Genomic DNA, 18,292 nt, shown 5'->3' with positions numbered 1-18,292 from the left:
AGCCTAGCTCAGCTTAGTTTCCAGAATCTTCTTCGCGATGGGTGCACTTACCGAACCCCCATCCCCATACCATCCAGCATGCCCGGAATTCTCCACCAAAACGGTGATCGAATAAGTGCGACCATTAATGCTGGCATTAGCCACGAACCACGTATGCGGCGGAGTGTTCGCATCAATCTCCGCGGTTCCGGTTTTGCCTTGCACATCCACCCCTTCGATGGCGGCGCGATGCCCGGTACCGTTCTTGACCTCATCCGACATCATCACCTGCATGTAATGCGCGGTGTCTTTACTCATGGCCCTTCCCATCGATTCCGGTTTGGTTTCCGAGATCGGTTCGAGATCAGCCGTCAAGGTTCTTTTCACCAGATGGGGCCGCATAAGTTCGCCGTCGTTCGCGATCGCCATGGCGATCATCGTCATCTGCATCGGGGTGACGCGGATGTCCCGCTGGCCGAAAGAATCCATGGCCAACGCGGCGGCGTCTTCCGGTTGCGGGAACCGGGAAGCTGAAACTGGCAGGGGCGTGGTAAGCGGGGCATTGAACCCGAACTTTTCCGCCTGCTTGATCATGGCGTCCGCACCTACTTGCACGCCGCCAATGGCGAAAGGCGTGTTACAAGACTGCGCGAAAGCCTGGTTGAGAGTTACCTGCCCGGAACCGTCCCCGCACGCCAACTGGCCGGGGTTGTAGATCACGTGCGAGGTGCCTGGCGGGGAATACTCGCGCGGAGCTTCCACCAAAGAATCCGGGGTCAAACCCAAATTTTCGATCATCGCCACCGCGGTAAGCAGTTTGAAAGAGGAGCCCGGCGCGTACTGATCGCCGCCCGTTGCGCGGTCCACCAAGGGCTTTTCCGGATCCTTAGAAAGCTGGTCGAAAGCCTTTTCGGCATTACTGCGCGAATGGTCGGCCATCACGTTCGGGTCGTAGCCGGGGCTCGAATATTGGGTGAGGATTTCCCCGGTATGCGCGTCCGCGATCACCACGGCGCCGCGTTGCCCATCCATCGCCTTTTCCGCGGCTTCCTGCAACTGCGGGTCAATAGTAAGTTCGACGCCGCCGCCCTGCGGTTCTGCGCCCGTAAACAATTCCTGCAGGCGTTGAATCGCCAAGGAATCGTCGGAACCGGCCAGTACTCCATCCATGGCCGCTTCCGTGCCCGTCATGGAATTAAAAGCGGTGGAGAAATATCCGGTGAGGTTCGAATAGAGCGGACCTTGGTGGTAAACCCGCTGGAACGAATACGTATCGTTCACCGGTTCGGAACTGGCAATAGCTTCCCCGCCCACAATAATCGGCCCGCGTTTAGTGCCGTACTGGTTGTACAGTGCCCGCACATTCCACGGGTTCGCATTCAAAGACTTCGCTTGGAAGAACTGAATATACGTAGTAGACGCCGCCAAGGCCAGGAACATAACGCAAATGACGGCCACGAGTTGCCGAATCGGTCGATTCACGGTTGCACCACTCCTCGCCACGGTTCTGCTTGGTGGCCCCCGGCCGGTTTCGTTGGGTAGTCGCCGCGCGGCATAGTTGACTGCTCGCCACGCTGCTCCGCCAAGTACCCGCCACCACGCGGCGCGGTTTCCTGCTCGCCCTGGGCGCTCGGCACGGTTTCCTGCTCACCCAAGGCGCTCGGCGCGGTTTCCTGCTCGCCCTGGGCGTGCGGCGCAGTGGGTTGTGCGTCGTCGTACCCGCTACCGCGCGGGCCCGTTTGCCCACCATTGCTGTAGCTTCCCCAGCCCAACCCGGAGGCGACGCTGTTCGTCCCGGTTTCGGGGCCGTTGGCTTTGATGATGGCCTCGAGTTCTTCCGTGGAAGGTTGGCTGGTGGTTTCGGCGGGGCGGCGCGAAGAATCGGAGAGGCGGAGCAACAGGCCGACGACGATCCAATTGGAGATTAGGGCGGATCCGCCTTGCGCGAGGAAGGGGAGGGCCAGGCCGGTAAGTGGAATGAGCCGCGTGACTCCGCCGATCACAATGAAACATTGGATGGCGATCACGAAGGAAAGCCCGGAGGCCAAAAGTTTGCCAAACCCATCGCGCAATTGGATGGCGGTACGCATACCCCGCCCTACAAAAAGCAGGTAGAGGGAGAGGATTGCCATTACGCCTATCAGGCCGATTTCTTCCGCAAAGGAAGCGAAAATGAAATCAGATTGGGCGGCATATACCAAATTCGGGTGGCCTTGCCCTAAACCGGTACCTACCAAACCTCCGGAAGACATTCCGAACCAGGCTTGGACCAGCTGGTAGGAACCGCCCCGGCCTTCGTAAATCTCCGGGTTGAAGGCGTCGAGCCACACCGCGAAACGTGCTCGTACGTGCGGCACCGTGGTAGCCACGAAGGCGACGCCGCCTACCGTAAGCACCGCCCCGATAGCCAACCAGCTCACTCGTTCCGTAGCTACCCAGAGCATGGCCACAAAGAGCCCAAAGAACAGCAGCGTAGTCCCGAAATCGCGCTGGAACACCAGGATGCCCATGCACATCGCCCAGGCCACCAAAATTGGCACAATATGGCGAAGTTTAGGTAAGCGGATCCCTAAAAATTTCGGGCCGGCCAAGGAAAGATTGTCGCGTTCGGCTACCAGGTAGGAGGCGAAGAAAATCGCGAAACAAATTTTGGCAAGTTCGGCCGGTTGGAAAGAAAACCCGGCGATGTGGATCCACAGGCGCGCGCCATTAATAGTTCTGCCGATGCCGGGAAGCATGGGCAAAAGTAATAGGCCAATACCGCAGGCCAGGGAGGTCCACTTGTAATTACGCAAAACCCGATAGTTACGGGTGAGCATTACCGTGAGCACGAAGAGCACTAGGCCCGCGCCGGTCAAAATCAGTTGCGAACGCGAACCGAGAGTTTCGGCAGCGGCGTCCACCCGATAAATCATGGCCAAGCCGAGCACATTCAGGCACAGTGCGATCGGGAACAACACCGGGTCTGCATAGGGGACCATCCACCGGATAAGCAGATGGACTATGAGCACGAACAGGCCGCCTCCGGCTGCGAGCAAAGTAAATTTCGGGGGTGTACCGTCATTGCCTAGCCCGTCCCACACTAGCCAGAAGGCAAGCAGGCCCAAGCCGAGCGCGGCCACCAAAAGCAATAATTCGGGCACGCGCCCTTTCCGGGCAGGAGCAGTAAGTACAACACTCATGACTATTCACCTCCCGGAGCAGGCGCGGCAGGTGAAGGCGCTGGGGCGGGCGGGGCCGGGGAAGCAGGTGCAGACGAAGGGGCAGGCGCAGGCGTGCCAGGGTTGCTTGCTTCCGGGCCGGTGCCGGTGGTATTGCGTTTGTCCTCCCGCACCTGGGTGCGCAGGTTGTCCACTACCTCGCGCGCGCCGTCCAAAGAATCGCGCGTAATCGGATGTTGCAAACGTTCTTGGGCAATCGGCGCAAGATCGGCAAGATTAATATCGGTTTCTTCTACCGGGGAAGACAGCCGCAAAGATCCAATCACTTGCGGTACCCCCCGGTAAATCCACACTTTTCCAGATTCGGCGGCCACGTAGTAGCGGGTTTGCGTCCACTGGTAGCCGCCAATAATGCCGCCCACCAGGATCGCGAGCACGGCCAGAATTGCAAAGAAACGAGCTAAGCGGAACCTGCGGGTTCGCGAAGTAGCGTCTTCCTCCGCGCCTTCCTCCGCGCCGGCCATAGTAGCTCCGTCTTTACCGTAGACACCGCTCCCCGCGGACCCGCCGGCGTATTCTCCCGCACCGTATCCGGCGCTGTTATCTGCACCCTCGCCATATCCTTCTGCGGCGCTACCGGCACTGTTTGGCGTCTTCGCTACGCCGGCTATACCGGCCATACCTGCATTACCGGCCGCGCCTTGGCCGAGCAGTGCCGCCCGGGCCGCGGCGGAAGTGCCCCCGCGGGTGGGCCGCTGATAGTCAAGGGCCGCACTACCAACAATTACGGGCTGGTTGGGGCCGTGTTCGCCGTCGGAATCGGCTACCACATCGGCTAGCACCACCGTAACGTTATCGGGTGCACCGGCCGCCAAAGCAAGTTCGATCAGATGCTCGCCAAGTTCTTCCAGGTCCTCAATGGTGGCCATGGCGTGCCGAATCGTATCGTTGGCGACGACGCCGAACAGGCCATCCGAGCACAGTAGCCAACGATCTCCAGGCCGGGCTTCGCGGATGGACTCGTCTAGTTCTACCTGGCCGGGAGTATCCCCCAGGGCCCGCATAATCACATTGCGTTGCGGGTGGTGTTCGGCTTCTTCCGGGGTGAGCTGGCCGCGATCTACCAGGTATTGGACGAGGGTGTGATCGTGCGTCACCTGTTGCATGGTGCCGCCCCGCATCAAATATGCTCGCGAATCCCCAATATGGACCATGCCGAGCTTATTGGAGGAACGTAAAATGGCGATGCACGTGGTGCCCAGGCCCGCCAGTTTTGGGTCGGCAGCTACGCGGGCGAGCATATCGTCATGCGCGTCCGTCATTGCTTGCCGCAGGAGCGGAAGCAGATCATCAGCAGCGTGCGAATCGTCAATTTGGGCAAGATGCGAAATTGCCACGGAGGAGGCGACGTCGCCCGCCGCCGCCCCACCCATGCCGTCAGCTACGGCAATTAGGTGCGGGGAGGCATATCCGGCGTCTTGATTATTACTACGCACTAACCCGACGTCCGAGAACGCCGCATATTTCAGTCGAATATCGCTCAAATCTGCAGCTCCATCGTCGTCTTCCCGATCCGCACGCGCGTTCCGGGCACCAGTGCTACCGGTTCGGTGATTGCGGAATTACCGATGTAAGTACCGTTGGTCGATTGTAGGTCCTCGATCCACCAGTAGCCGTCTTGGAAGAAAACCCGTGCATGGCGCGAAGAAGCATAAGAATCGTCAAGGACCAGTGACGAATCGGGGGAGCGGCCAATGATTATCTGGGCCTGGCCAAGGGGTAGCACCATGCCGGTGAGAGGGCCTTCAATAACCGCGAGTACCGGCCGCGATCCAGCGCCGCGAGTACCGGCCCCACCTCCGCCGGCCCTCGCCGGGCCGTGCCCGCTCGCACCGCCGCGTGCTCCGGCTCTGGCACCGGCGTGAGCCCCCGTCGCCGCGTCGGCAGCGACCCCGGCCGCGCCGGCTGCGGCTCCTGCTGTTGCTGCGGCTCCTGCTGCTGCTCCGGCACCTGCGGCTACTCCTGCGGCACCCGCGGCGCCTGCTGCTAGGTCACTGGTAGCGTTTTCGGTTTGCCGGGCAGCACGCCGCCCCCGCCGGGAAGGCTTCTTGCTACGGATCGCCAACCCGGAAGTATCATTGCGCACCACGAGAACCACGCCGAGTACGAACAGCCACAGGAAAATCAGGAAGCCGAAGCGGAGCAGTGTTAGCAATAGATTCATGAGCGTGCACCCTCACCCGTCCAGAACATAATGTGCGTGCGGCCGATGGTGATGGTGTTCCCGTCAACTAGCGTGGCCGCCGGAACTCGGTGACCTTCCACGTAGGTGCCATTGGTGGAGCCCAAATCGGTGGCTATCACGCCATTGGGAGTAATTTGTAATTCCAAATGGTGCCGAGAAATACCGGCGTCGTCAATTGTAATATCACAATCCGACCCCCGCCCAATAACGGTGGTGGGCCCGGTGAGAATATAGCGATCTTTCCCGATTTGGATCATCGGGTTACTGGCATTTGCCGCGCTGGTGGTAGCAGGGGCGACGGCGCCGCGCGTAGCGCGGGTTTCCACCTCTACGGTGCCCTCCCGCACAGAACTATCCACCGCAAAATCAATGGTGATCGGACCCACGAAAATGTAATCTTGTTCGGCGGCGTGATTAGTGAGCTCCTGGGCGAATTCTTCACTCAGAGCTTCCCGCCCCCAGTTTTCTACCCGTTCGAAATCCTCGGGTGACAGGTGCACCGCGAAATCATTGGGGGAAACAGAACGGTCGCGGGAAAGGCGTGCCACATCGCGATCCATGGATTTTTTCATCTCCGTGAGGATCTCTACGGGCTTCAATTCCGAGCGGAACGCCCGAAACGCGCTGGCAACCGCGTTTTCAACACCTTTCTCAAATTTGCCAAACGCCCCCGCCATGGCTAACACCTTTCCTAGACATCTCTTCTACAGCCTCGATATTAGCGAACGCGGCTGGATTCCGGGGCGCAGGCACGGGATGAGCTTCTCTCATTGCTCCGCGAAACCGTGAGTTTATACCCACCCGCGGCTTTGTTGCGATCGGCAACACAACTTCACAGCTTGGTTTTGCCGGGTTTTAGCTATAAGCTGGTGTGCGCTGATAATTCTTCAGCACCTAGCTCGAGTGGCGGAATAGGCAGACGCGCACGGTTCAGGTCCGTGTGCCCGCGAGGGCGTGGGGGTTCAACTCCCCCCTCGAGCACCAACAGAACGCGGGTCGGTAGCTTGCTAGCTACCGACCCGCGTTTTGGTTCTTCCGGGTGCCAGTTAGTTTGCTGGCGCGGTGTTATTGGCCGCGGCCGCTTTTTGCTCTGCGGCCGGGTAATCCTGCAGGAGTTCCTTTTCCACCATGATCACATTCTCGAAGAGTTGTGACGGATAGGCCCCGCTAATATAGGTGCCATTGATGATTACGGCCGGCGTGGCATTTATGCCCAAAGAGCTGGCATAACCGGTTTGCCCGGAAACAAAGTTCTGCGTATCTGCAGAATTCATATCCGCGTGGAACTTATTCATATCCAAGCCCAGTTTTTGGGCCAGGGCATCGAGTTTATCTTCCGCGATACGGGCCTTGCCGTGAGCGTCCGGCGTCGTCGCCCCTTCGGTGAACAAGAGATCTGAATACTCCCAGAACTTTCCTTGCAAACCTGCGGCATGCGCGGCGAAGGCAGCCTTATCCGAACCGAGCTGGGAGAAAATCGTGTAGTGGTAGAACTCGAGGCGAATCTCGCCCCGCCGCGCCTTTTCTTCCAAAACGGGCCAGGATTCTTCGTGAAGCTTCTGGCAGTAATGGCACAAATAGTCGGAAAATACGATCACCCGTACCGGAGCATCGGCCGGGCCGAGCGCTTCCGGGGTACCTTCCGGCAAAGCCGGGTTCGCCATGAGCTGACCGCGCACCGAATCGTACATCGTGGGCACAATTTCGTAGTTTTTCGCAGAGAGGCCCTTTTGTTCGGCGATTTCCGTGTACCGCGCGGCGATCGGATTTTGTGCCTGCACCTCTTCCATATTGGGAGTAGGGGAAGCATTAGCATCCGGGCTTGGGCTACTATCCGCATCCCATTCGGTTTGCGGATCCGTCCACACGGAAGTGGGCCGATCACTCGGCGAAGCCTGATTTACCGGCAACCTCGAGGGGTCCGAAGTGAATATCAACACCAAGGCGCTGACGACGAGGGCGATAATCACCAGCACGATCACCAAAATGCGGTATCCCTTACCGCCGAGCGCGTTCCTTTTCGGGGTGCTTTCTACCGTCTCGTAACGTTCTTCGGACCCACTCTGCGTTTCGCTCAATCCTCGATCCACCTATCAATCGTATTCACGTATACCTCGGCGTCTTCATCACCAAAGATATCGAAAATCACCAGCTTGATCTTGCCGCGGTGAGTTGACATCCACTCATCAACCGCTCCCATCGCAATCTTCGTTGCAATCTCACGATCAAAATTTCCGCGCCCGGTTGCCAGAGCCACGAAGGCAATACTTTCAATGTCTCCCACTTCGGCTGCTAGATCAAGAGAAGAATGATAACAGGAACGGAGCTGTTCACATTCCTGCTCCGTCGGTTGGCGTGTACCTTCCACGGTAGGCGGCAGGGTATGAATCACATACCGCGCGGGAAGCCGGTAGCCGCGCGTAATTTTCGCCCCACCCGGTTCTTCATCTTTCCCCTGCATTTCCCTGATCTTCGCCGTATCATTACGCAGCCACGGGCCGGCCTGGGAATGAATAGCTTGATCGGCGGAAGATACTCCGCTTTCTCGGTAGCCGAGCAGATTGGGCCGTGCCCCTTCTACTACTGCATCCACTACGAGTTCGCGAATGTCTCCCCGCCAGATTGCCGCGTGCCGTGCCTGCCCGTATTCGGAGGTGGGCATCATGTCCGAGATCCGCATGAGATGTTTACCTTCGGTACGGCCCAAAAGTGCCGATTTCCGGTACAACAACTGGTCGACGGCGCGTCCGTAGCTTTCCGCAATCGGTCCCGGTTCGCGGTGAATAAGGTGATTTTCGAGTTCGTCAAAAAGCTGCCGATCCGTCATCTTTTCCTGACGTTCGGTGAGTCCCCCGAGAGCCACGGTGAAAAGCTCGCGATTAGACCGGGGATCGTTTCCCGGTACCGGCCACGGTTCGTCGAGCTTGATGGCTTCGCGGTAGTCAGAAAGTGAAAGCATGAGTTCTCCTCACTATTATTCTCGAGTTCTAGGTTACCGGCCCGCGCGCTCTCAGTGTGGAGAAAGTGGTCCCGGCTATGATGCTCCCATGACATTTCAGCACGGCAACCCCGTAGGTAAGTCTTATCCGGAATTCGATGCGGTACTCGCCACCGATGGCTCTTGTTCGGGTAATCCCGGCCCGGGCGGGTGGGCTTGGGTCGAACAAAAGAGTGGCGCTTATAATTCGGGCGGTGCTCACCACACTACAAACAACATTATGGAGCTCACCGCCCTACTGGAGGGATTGCGTTTCATCGACCCGGCCGCGCGGCTACTAATCCGCTGCGATTCCCAATACGTAATCAATACGGTTACCAAGTGGGCACCGGGCTGGCGGAAGAAAGGCTGGCGTAAAGCCGATGGCAAACCGGTAGCCAACCAAGAACTCGTAGCCGCCCTGTTAGAAGCTTATGAAAGCCGGACGGGCTATACCGAAGTGGAGTGGGTGCGCGGGCACACCGGCGATGCTGGCAATGAGTTCGTGGATTCCTTGGCCACGGCCGAAACCCGTAAGTATTCCTAACCCCAGGCTTGCCCAGCCTTCCCGGCTTTTGCCCAGCCTTCCCAACTTGCCCTGCCTAGCCCCGCGGTTATTTTGCCGGCACAGCCCGGGTTTCTTGCGCGAAGCCCGCAATTTTTCTACAGCAAGCAAAGTGTTTTCTGGCGCGAAGCACAGTGTTCTGATTCTTCGAAAGGCTACCGGCGGGCAGGTTAGCGCGGCTATGCTTCGGACATGGTAAACCTACGCGAAACCCTCGATAGCAGCCGCGATAGCGAGGAGAATTTCCTTTCCAATAAGCGGCATCCTGCTAAGGATGATCCGACCTTGCCGGCCGGGCCCACCGAGGAGCCAGTATCGGCGTCGTCGAACCCGGAAGATGTAAGCGCCGCACCTGCCACCGCGCCGCACCCGCCGGTGGCAAAAAAGATTCCCACCGAACGCGTTTTCCACGGGGATACCTACATCGATAACTACGAGTGGTTACGCAATAAGGAAGACCCGGAGGTGCTGGAATTACTGGGGGCAGAAAATGCTTATACAGACGCTTTACTCGCCCCGCTAGAACCCTTACGGCAAAACCTGTACGCGGAATATAAAGCACGCACGGTCGAAGCTGATACCACGGTGCCGCAACGCTGTGGTGATTGGTGGTACTACGAACGTACCTGGGAAGGCCGCCAATACCCGGCCGTCTACCGCATCCCCGCAACGGGCGAAGAACGGCCACAGCCCGGCGGGCCCTACGAACAACTCGTGTGGGACGGCAACTCTTTGGCAGCGGGAGAAGAGTTTTTCCGCGTCTCCGGGTTTATGCCTTCCCCGGATGGCAAGTTGGGCGCCATGGGCGTGGATTTCCAGGGCGGGGAAACTTTCACGCTCCGCGTTTTCGAAATCGAAACCGGGCTGGTGGTTGACGATTCGGTAACGAATATTGGCTATGGTTTGGCCTGGGCCGCGGATTCTTCCGGGGTGTTTTACACGCGGACGAATGCGGCGTGGCGCAGCTACCAAGTGTGGCTGCATCCGCTAGCTGCACAAACCGATATTTTGCTCTTCCAGGAAGACGATGAACGTTTTGAGGTTTCTCTGGAAGCTTCTCGCAATAACAAGTGGGCGACGGTCACTTCCGAATCGCGCACCACTACCGAAGTGCGGCTTATTCCCACGGCTTCCCCGGCCGATCAATCTACCCATTACGTGGTTTTACCACGCCAAGACGGGCTCGAATACCAGGTGGAACCTGCCGGAAACCAACTACTCATTACCCATAATCTCAATAATCCGGATTTTGAGATTGCCAGCGCACCCATGCACACTTCCAACCTGGCAGAGTGGGTCACCGTGTTTTCCCCACAAGCTGGGGAAAGGATCGACGCCGTGGAGGCCTACCGAGATTTCGCGGTAATTTCCATGCGTTCCGGCGGGGAAACCGAACTGCGGGTGATGCACCGCGCTACCCGCCCGCCCCGCGTGCTCCTGGATGCACCCGCAATTGCACTACCGACGCCGCAGCTGGCCGAATCTGCGCCAGCGCCGGAGGCGGGGGCTACCGCTAGCGCGCCGGAAAGTAGCGCTGCGGCGTCGCCAGCAAGTACGACGCCGAATACCGCGGCATCGCAAATTGCTGCGGCTTCCGGTGCGGTACCGGTGACTGGGGAAACTGGCGAGGCAGCGCAAACCGCTTCGGAAACGGAAACGGAAACGGAAAGCGCAGCGAACACCCCCGCTACAGAATGGGAGACGCCGGTAGTTATCCCGCGCGTTCCGGGTTCCACGGTGACCACCCAACCCGATGCTTATTGGGAGGCGAGCGAGGTGGTTTACACCGAGCAGTCGCTTTTGGAACCGCCCACCCAGCGAGTTTTCGAACCTGCTACGCGCCGGCAACACACTCTCAAACAGCGCCAGGTGCCGGGCTATGACCACACGCGCTACGAACAACAAAATGTGTGGGTGACGGCCCGTGATGGCGTGCAGGTACCGATGACGATTGTGTACCGCAAGGGGCTGCAACCAGATGGGACGAATCCGGGCTATATCTACGGTTATGGTTCCTACGAAATTTCGCTAGACCCGTATTTCTCGGTTTCGTGGGCTTCATTCTTGGACCGCGGCGTAGTGATCGCGTGGACGCATTTGCGCGGGGGCGGGGAGCTGGGCCGGGCCTGGTATGAGGATGGCAAACTTGATAAGAAGAAGAACACTTTCCACGATTTCGTGGATTGTGGGAAATGGTTACTCGAATCGGGATGGGTAGCTCCGGGCCGGCTGGCCGCCGAAGGGGCTTCTGCGGGCGGATTGCTCATTGGGGCAGCGATTAATGAAGCACCGGAACTGTTCCGGACGGTGGTGGCCGGAGTGCCTTTCGTAGACGCACTGACCACGATTTTGCAGCCGGAACTACCGCTCACCGTGGGGGAGTGGGAAGAGTGGGGCAATCCGGTAGAAGATCCGGATGTTTATGCCTATATGAAGAGCTACTCTCCGGTGGAGAATGTGCGCCAGGTGCAATACCCTTCGGTTTTGGCCACAACTTCGCTCAATGACGTGCGCGTGTTTTATGTAGAAGCCGCGAAATGGGTGCAAGTACTGCGCGAGCAAACCGCGAATGACCCGGACCGGCCGATCCTTTTGAAGATCGAAATGGTTGCCGGCCATGCGGGGAAGAGCGGCCGCTATGGCGCTTGGGAACAGCGTGCCTTCGAGCAGGCCTGGCTGTTGGACCAAATAGATGCGGGAACGCTACTGCCCGTAGCCGGTGCGGAAAATAGCGCGCCGAACGCAGGCGAGTAAAGCACGGGAATAAAACGCGGGAACGCGGGAACGTAAACCGCAGAAACGTAAACTGCAAGAACATAAACTGCAGGATCGTAAAGCACGCAAGTAATCCGTGAGATCGTACGTGTTTTGCACAAAAAGGGCGGCTCCGGCTGGCACCAGATCTGACTGGGTTTGTTGCCGGCCGGAGCCGCGTTTTTAGTTTTCTGCGAGCTCGGTGGACTCGGCGAGCCCGGTGGACCCGGTAGACCCGGCGGACTCGGCATGCCCGGTGGACCCGGTAGACCCGGCGGACTCGGCATGCCCGGTGAACTCGGTGGGCCCGGCGTGCCCGGCGGACTCAGCGTGCCCGGCGGACTCGGCGGACTCTGCGGGCTTGGTGGCGGGGCTATCCGCAACCGCTTCCCCGCGGCCGTGCAGGGCCGCCGACCAAGAACCGTAATGCTGGCGTACTGCCGCGCCCGAAGGATAGATGCCTCGCAGGCCGGTTTCTTGTAGCCAGAGCGTGTAGTTTTTGAAACTCACGCGGCGGCCTTCGGCCTGCACCCATTCGATGAACCGTTCGAGCGCCTCATCGTAATCGGCGTCAGTAAACTTCAAGGATCCGCGTTCCCGGCCGCGTTTTACCGCGAAACCGGCCGCCGAAAGCGCGTCATTCCAATACCCGCCGAAACGTTTTGTGACCGTCTGCGAAGTTGGCGGCCACACGAGTTTGCCGCGCCCGGAAACCGATGCCGCCTGGGCGAGCGCCGCCCGTTCTTCATCGTATTGCCGGGCCGTTATCGTCAGACTTGGATCTTCCCGCAAAGCCGCACGCACCCCGCCAATGATCCCCAAAACTTCTTCTTGGTCTAGGGGTTCTTCCGCCAAAGCTGCATGGTCTGCCGGCGTGGCCTCACTCAGATCCGGCGTAATATCGTTGATTTTCCCGAACATATAGAGCAGCCCGGCTTGCAAAGCGTCCAGAGAGAATCGCGGCGCGTGGGCCCGGGCGTGGCTAGTTTCCCCACTGGTACGGCTGCCCGCCGTGCTCCCCGTGCCGCCGTCCTTCGCCAAACTACCTGCTCCCGCCGGCGGCCGTTTCGAGGCGAGGCTTAGGCAGGCATCCAGTTTTCCCGTTTCCTCGAATTTATCCAGCAAAGTGCGGACCGTGGATGCCACACAAGCAGCGGAAAGTTCAGCTGCCCGGTCCAGTTCCATGTGATACACCTGTTCGGCGGAAGGCCCGGCCAAGTCGGAAGCACAGCGGATAGCAGCGAACGGAATCTGTGCCATGGCACAGCTTTGCGCCGCGGCCGCCGATTCCATATCCGTGAGCAAAGCTTCCGGGAACAGTTCGCGTGTCTCCCCCACATTTTTCGCCGTCACGAAAGCATCCGAAGAAAGAATCTGGCCGCGCAAGGTACCTTCCGGTGCGGCGTCGAGCAGGTCTGAATCTGCCGGGAAAGTAGCCGGTTGGCCCGGTACCTGCCCGATTTGGTAACCGAAAGCGGTGGCGTCGGCGCGCGTGTAGGCGTACGTGGTGCCGATAACGACGTCGCCGACGTTAATACTGGCCCCCAAGCCGCCTGCAGTACCCGCGGAAATAACGAAAAGTGGACGCAAGATTTCGGCGGCCCAGCCAAGGAACGTGGCGGTTGCTACCAGACCGATACCGGTTTGGGCAGCAATAATCGGAATTTTGGGGCCAGGGAAAACCCAGGCCTGACCGAAGGGCGTGGGGAAGGCTTGTACTTCCTCTGGTTTGGCGAAGGCGCCGATAACCGGCGCGATTTCTTCCCGCTGGGCGGCAATAATCAGGCCGAGCGCGGAAGGCGGGCCGGGCTCGATTTTTTTCGGTTCGGGAAGCGGCGGCATTTCCGGGGATTGGCTCATGCAGTTTCCACCTTTTCCCAGCTATCGCGCTGTGCCAACATGCCAGCAATAGCTTCCTGCGCGGCTTGTAAATTGTGGCTTGCGGCCCATCCGCATTGGATTTCATTGGCGGCCGGAACTTCGGTGGCGGCCATAATATCGCGGAAAGTAGTTTCTACCAGTTCGCAAATGGCCGGCACATTCGGGGCTTCGGCCATGAGGAGGTAGAAACCCGTCTGGCAACCCATGGGCGAAAAGTCAATAACGTGCGGCGAATGATTGCGTGAATATTCGGCGAAGGAATGCTCGATGGAGTGAATTACCGGCATTGTCAGATGTTCTTTATTGGGCTGGCAGAACCTAACGTCGTACTTCGTTAGCTGATCTCCCGCGGGTAAAGTCTTCACATCAGCTACCCGAATATAGGGAGCTACCACCTTCGTGTGGTCGAGGTTAAAAGACTCCACATTCATTTTCGTCATATATGTATGCCTCCAAGAATCACCTATTTACGTGTGATACCTATCGTACGTTGTATAAGCACTGCCGGGTATGATTTTCCCGGTTTTTCAGCTTTTTGCCAGCGCTGCACGCGCATCGGTATGCCCGGTTCACACCTAAAGAAATGGTGGATATTCGGCAAGATTTATTGCGTGTTCGCTCAGAACCTGACTAATCCAGCGGTAACAAAACAAGGCTAATCCCAATACGCTTACCGGCCAGATTATGATCCTTGCGGCCGATTCACCACGCTATACGCCACCCACCGAGGCAAAACAAAAAGACGCCCATTTTGTATCAAAATGAGCGTCCTGGTGGTGGAGCTGAGGGGACTCGAACCCCTGACCCTCTGCTTGCAAAGCAGATGCGCTACCAGCTGCGCCACAGCCCCGTATGAAGTTATGTGCCTGTTGCATCCTAGCTTGGATCTGGGATCTTTTGCCAGTGTGCGTAAACCTGCAGGTGTTTTTGTAATTCCACCGCGGCTACGTATCCGCCAATTAGCACAAAAGAAAAGAGGAGAAAACGTTTCATTTCCCCTCCTCGCTTTCGTGGGCGTAGGTGGACTCGAACCACCGACCTCAGTCTTATCAGGACTGCGCTCTAACCAACTGAGCTATACGCCCTTACACCTTTGCGGACTGGATTAGTTTACATCAGGATGAGCAGAAACCAAACTTCGCGCATCGTGCGTTCGGTAACATTTCTACTACCGTGCTGATGTGTGCCTAGGTAAGCACACGTCCGCGGTGTATTAGCGGGTGCTTTGTTGTTTATGCGGGGTTTGGCGCGGTTTTATTCGTCGGTAACGGTGAGCCGTAGCCCGCCAACGAGTGCCGCGCACAGGTTGTAGATGAGCGCGCCTATGGCTGAAAGGGCCGTGAGGAGCGCAATATCAATAATGGCGATGATCACGGCGAAGCTCATCCACCTGCCAAACTCGAGGTATTGGGCGAACTGCAAGAGTTCTTTCGAGTTTAGGGTAAGCAGGAAATCGTTCAGGGAAGACCACACGTGCATACCGTCAAGCACCAGCCACACCAGGGCCATCGCAATAATGAGAACGATGCCGAAGGCAAATGACAGGAGGAATCCGAGTTTCATCGCGGAAAGCGGCTCAATTTTTGAGATCGTCATCCGAATGCGCCGGATTCCTACGGTTTGCGCGGGCCGGGCATCTGGCTGGTTGCGGCCTCGCCCGTTGCCGCGTCCCCGCCCGGCGGGGCGTGCTTGCCCTTGCCCGCCGGCCCCGTGTTGGCGCGCGCCGGCTGGCAAGGCACCTGGAGTGGCCGGCGTGTTTTGGTCTGCTACCGGGGTGCGCGCGGTCACGGATACCCGTGCCGGAGCGGCTGCGGTTTTCCCGTTCCCGCGCTGCGGCGGCACAGACGGCGGTGGCGTTTTTCCTTGACGAGTATGTTCGCTCATAGTTCTCCCCGCTTGGCCGATACCTGTTCGGCCTTCTCCTTATCTGAAAAGTATCCCGTCAATAGAGAGTACCGCGCAAAAGCCCCGGATGTCCCGCGCGGCGCCCGCGAAATTAGTTTTAGACGCCCGTAATACCATCATTGTTAGCTATATCATTTTCAGCTTCGCCTGCAGCGCCGCTACTTTTATTCATCGCGACTTTCACCAGCTTCACCTGCGCCTTCACCTGTGCCTTCATCTGTGCCTTCGCCAGCAGCTGCTTCTTCGGCTGTTGCCTCCGGTTCTTCGGTCACAACCGCCGCTTCTTCAGCTGCCTCGGCTTCTTCGTCTTCTTCCATTTCGTCTTCGATATTGCGGGCTATTGCAATGATTTCATCGCCTTCATCGGGGCGGACGAAAGTGACACCTTGGGTGTTGCGGCCGGTGATGGAAACCTCACCCACGGTGGTGCGCATTACCTTGCCGGAGGCCATGATCACGAGCACTTCTTCATCACCTTGGGTGACGAGGGCGTCTACCAGATCGCCACGGTTTTCTGGCAGGTTCGCTACCTTAATTCCAAGCCCGCCGCGGCCTTGCACCCGGTATTCCTCAATCTGGGTACGTTTGGCAAATCCGCCGGTGGTTACGGTGAACACGTCCGATTCGGGCCGCACGGTATCCATGGAAAGCAGGTAGTCACCTTCCCGGAAACGCATTCCCATCACGCCGCTGGTGGCCCGGCCCATTGGGCGCAAGCTTTCCGGCGTGACGGTGAACCGCAAGCACATGCCTTGCTTGGAAACGAGGAAGAGATCATCGCCGTCGTTCGCGAAGGTCACCGCTACTACTTCGTCTGTTACGCCTGCTTCTAGTTCGCGCAGTTTGATCGCGATGAGGCCGGAAGAGCGCGGAGAATCGTAATCGGTGAGCCGAGTTTTCTTCACTAACCCGGATTTCGTGGCAATCACCAAGTAGTCAGCGATTTCGTAGTTCGGGATGGAACGTACGGCTGCGATTTGTTCTTCGGGTTCGAAGGCCACCAGGTTGGCCACGTGTTGGCCTTTCGCGTCCCGGCTACCTTCTGGAATTTCGTATCCCTTGATCCGGTACACGCGCCCAAAGTTTGTGAAGAACAAATGCCAATCGTGTGTGGATCCTACGCCGAAGTGTTCTACTACGTCGTCTTCGCGCAGACTAGCGCCGCGGATGCCTTTGCCGCCGCGGTGCTGGGAGCGGTATTCGGTTACCTTGGTCCGTTTCGCATAGCCGCCGCGGGTAATGGTTACGACGACGTCTTCTTCCGGAATGAGATCTTCGACGGACACATCGCCGTCGTAGGGAAGAATTGCGGTACGCCGCTCATCTCCGTATTTATCAACGATTTCTTGAAGTTCTTCGGAAATGATCGTGCGCTGGCGTTCCGGCTTGGCGATAATATCGCGGTAATCGGCTACGAGCGCCTTCTTTTCGTTGTATTCGTCCGTGATCTTTTGGCGTTCCAGGGCGGCCAGGCGGCGCAACTGCATTTCTAGGATCGCATTGGCTTGGGCTTCATCAATATCGAGGAAAGCCATGAGTTCGGTGCGTGCGATGTCTACGGTTGCGGAACGGCGAATCAGCTGGATAACTTCGTCTAGAGCATCCAGGGCCTTCAGATATCCCTCGAGGATATGCATCCGCTTCAGGGCTTCATTGAGCCGGTATTGGGTGCGGCGCTGGATTACTTCCATCTGGTGGTTTACCCAGTGGCGCACGAAGCCGTCCAGGGAAAGCGTGCGCGGTACGCCGTCTACCAGGGCGAGCATATTTGCCGGGAAGCTGGTTTGGAGCTGGGTGTGCTTATAGAGATTATTGAGCACTACCTTGGCTACGGCGTCGCGTTTGAGGACGACGACGATGCGTTGGCCCGCACGGCCGGAGGTTTCATCGCGGATATCGGCAACTCCGCTAATCCGGCCGTCTTTAATTGCTTCGACCATGCGGTCGAGCAGGCGGTCCGGGTTGACTTGGTAGGGAAGGTCGGAGATAACCAGGCAGGTGCGGCCGTTGATTTCTTCTACTTCTACGATTGCTCGCATGGTGATCGAGCCGCGGCCGGTGCGGTAGGTGTCTTCGATTCCGCGGGTGCCCAGAATTTGTGCGCCGGTGGGGAAATCGGGGCCCTTGATCCGCAGCATGAGTTCGCCCAGTAGTTCTTCCCGGCTCGCTTCCGGGTGGGCGAGGTACCACTGCACGCCATCATTGACTTCGCGCAGGTTATGCGGCGGGATGCGGGTGGCCATGCCTACCGCGATCCCTTCCGATCCGTTCACTAGAAGGTTCGGGAAGCGGGCGGGTAGTACTGCCGGTTCTTGTAGGGAGCCGTCGTAGTTCGGCATGAAATCGACGGTGTCTTCTTTGATGTCCCGCACCATTTCCATGGCGAGCGGGGCCATGCGGGCTTCGGTGTAACGCGGGGCAGCGGCACCCAGATCCCCGGGCGTTCCGAAGTTACCTTGGCCGGCTACCAGCGGGTAACGCATTGCCCACGGTTGGGCGAGGCGAACCATGGTGTCGTAAATGGCGGAGTCACCGTGCGGGTGGTAATGCCCCATTACATCGCCAACGATTTTTGCGGACTTGGAGAAACTCGAATCCGGGCGGTAACCGCCGTCATACATGGCGTAGACAACGCGCCGATGCACGGGTTTCATGCCGTCTCGCACGTCTGGCAAGGCGCGCCCCACAATCACAGACATCGCGTAATCCAGGTATGAGGTCTCCATTTCGCGTTGGAGATCCACGTCCATGATTTCGCCGTGGTTGTACACTTCGGACTGATCGCCCGGCGTCATTTCCGTCACTGCTTTTTACCTTCTCGTGTT

At 58.4% G+C, this 18,292-nt stretch carries 13 protein-coding genes and 3 tRNA genes; 3 read left to right on the top strand and 13 right to left on the bottom strand.

Going from position 1 to position 18,292, the window contains the following annotated elements; all coding sequences use genetic code 11:
* Nucleotides 1-3: 3 nt before the first annotated feature.
* Genes H8274_RS00505 through H8274_RS00485 form a run of 5 tightly spaced genes read right to left on the bottom strand, consistent with a single transcriptional unit; the run spans nucleotide 4 to nucleotide 6,062 of the window.
* Nucleotides 4-1,461, bottom strand: coding sequence for a penicillin-binding transpeptidase domain-containing protein (locus H8274_RS00505; RefSeq protein ID WP_049619698.1), 1,458 nt, complete (start codon nucleotides 1,459-1,461; stop codon nucleotides 4-6).
* Nucleotides 1,458-3,161, bottom strand: coding sequence for an FtsW/RodA/SpoVE family cell cycle protein (locus H8274_RS00500; RefSeq protein WP_244924483.1), 1,704 nt, complete (start codon nucleotides 3,159-3,161; stop codon nucleotides 1,458-1,460). Before H8274_RS00500 ends, H8274_RS00505 begins: the two co-directional genes overlap by 4 nt.
* Before the next feature lie 2 nt (nucleotides 3,162-3,163).
* A complete protein-coding gene (locus H8274_RS00495; protein ID WP_185933544.1) occupies nucleotides 3,164-4,684 on the bottom strand; it encodes a PP2C family protein-serine/threonine phosphatase in 1,521 nt (506 codons plus the stop codon).
* Nucleotides 4,681-5,364 carry an FHA domain-containing protein FhaB/FipA gene (locus tag H8274_RS09635; RefSeq protein ID WP_244924482.1) on the bottom strand — a complete coding sequence of 228 codons (684 nt, stop codon included), beginning with the start codon at nucleotides 5,362-5,364 and terminating at the stop codon, nucleotides 4,681-4,683. The genes H8274_RS00495 and H8274_RS09635 overlap by 4 nt, the downstream gene beginning before the upstream one ends.
* Complete coding sequence (locus H8274_RS00485; RefSeq protein WP_065414716.1) at nucleotides 5,361-6,062, bottom strand: FhaA domain-containing protein; 702 nt, start codon at nucleotides 6,060-6,062, stop codon at nucleotides 5,361-5,363. Before H8274_RS00485 ends, H8274_RS09635 begins: the two co-directional genes overlap by 4 nt.
* A gap of 220 nt (nucleotides 6,063-6,282) precedes the next feature.
* Here H8274_RS00485 and H8274_RS00480 point away from each other — a divergent pair.
* Nucleotides 6,283-6,369: transfer RNA gene (locus H8274_RS00480), tRNA-Leu, on the top strand.
* A gap of 62 nt (nucleotides 6,370-6,431) precedes the next feature.
* Here H8274_RS00480 and H8274_RS00475 read toward each other — a convergent pair.
* Together H8274_RS00475 and H8274_RS00470 are read right to left on the bottom strand one after the other, a co-directional pair.
* Nucleotides 6,432-7,475 (bottom strand): DsbA family protein, encoded by a 1,044-nt coding sequence (locus tag H8274_RS00475; RefSeq protein ID WP_143021734.1) that lies wholly within the window; start codon nucleotides 7,473-7,475, stop codon nucleotides 6,432-6,434.
* Nucleotides 7,460-8,344 carry a macro domain-containing protein gene (locus H8274_RS00470; protein ID WP_049619694.1) on the bottom strand — a complete coding sequence of 295 codons (885 nt, stop codon included), beginning with the start codon at nucleotides 8,342-8,344 and terminating at the stop codon, nucleotides 7,460-7,462. Before H8274_RS00470 ends, H8274_RS00475 begins: the two co-directional genes overlap by 16 nt.
* An 88-nt stretch (nucleotides 8,345-8,432) precedes the next feature.
* Here H8274_RS00470 and H8274_RS00465 point away from each other — a divergent pair, with 88 nt between their 5' ends.
* Both H8274_RS00465 and H8274_RS00460 read left to right on the top strand, forming a co-directional pair.
* On the top strand, nucleotides 8,433-8,909 hold the full coding sequence (locus H8274_RS00465) for a ribonuclease H family protein (protein WP_185933543.1): 477 nt from the start codon (nucleotides 8,433-8,435) through the stop codon (nucleotides 8,907-8,909).
* A gap of 210 nt (nucleotides 8,910-9,119) precedes the next feature.
* Nucleotides 9,120-11,681 (top strand): S9 family peptidase, encoded by a 2,562-nt coding sequence (locus H8274_RS00460; RefSeq protein ID WP_185933542.1) that lies wholly within the window; start codon nucleotides 9,120-9,122, stop codon nucleotides 11,679-11,681.
* 183 nt (nucleotides 11,682-11,864) lie between these two features.
* Here H8274_RS00460 and mtnN read toward each other — a convergent pair whose 3' ends face one another.
* The 6 genes from mtnN to gyrA all read right to left on the bottom strand — a co-directional run bounded on the left by mtnN (nucleotide 11,865) and on the right by gyrA (nucleotide 18,262).
* Nucleotides 11,865-13,541, bottom strand: coding sequence for a 5'-methylthioadenosine/S-adenosylhomocysteine nucleosidase (mtnN, locus tag H8274_RS09825; RefSeq protein ID WP_276330066.1), 1,677 nt, complete (start codon nucleotides 13,539-13,541; stop codon nucleotides 11,865-11,867).
* On the bottom strand, nucleotides 13,538-14,002 hold the full coding sequence (locus tag H8274_RS00450; RefSeq protein WP_185933541.1) for an S-ribosylhomocysteine lyase: 465 nt from the start codon (nucleotides 14,000-14,002) through the stop codon (nucleotides 13,538-13,540). Before H8274_RS00450 ends, mtnN begins: the two co-directional genes overlap by 4 nt.
* A gap of 334 nt (nucleotides 14,003-14,336) precedes the next feature.
* Nucleotides 14,337-14,412 (bottom strand) — tRNA-Ala (locus H8274_RS00445).
* A gap of 161 nt (nucleotides 14,413-14,573) precedes the next feature.
* Nucleotides 14,574-14,647: transfer RNA gene (locus H8274_RS00440), tRNA-Ile, on the bottom strand.
* Nucleotides 14,648-14,816: 169 nt separating this feature from the next.
* Nucleotides 14,817-15,446: a DUF3566 domain-containing protein gene (locus tag H8274_RS09630; RefSeq protein WP_244924481.1), complete on the bottom strand. Its 630-nt coding sequence runs from the start codon at nucleotides 15,444-15,446 to the stop codon at nucleotides 14,817-14,819.
* Between the two features lie 185 nt (nucleotides 15,447-15,631).
* Nucleotides 15,632-18,262 (bottom strand): DNA gyrase subunit A, encoded by a 2,631-nt coding sequence (gyrA, locus tag H8274_RS00430; protein ID WP_185934410.1) that lies wholly within the window; start codon nucleotides 18,260-18,262, stop codon nucleotides 15,632-15,634.
* Between the last annotated feature and the right edge of the window lie 30 nt (nucleotides 18,263-18,292).

It is taken from the genome of Actinobaculum suis, assembly GCF_900618115.1.
In the GTDB taxonomy this organism is placed as follows: Bacteria; Actinomycetota; Actinomycetes; order Actinomycetales; family Actinomycetaceae; genus Actinobaculum; species Actinobaculum suis.
This window is presented reverse-complemented; position numbering and strand designations above follow the sequence as displayed.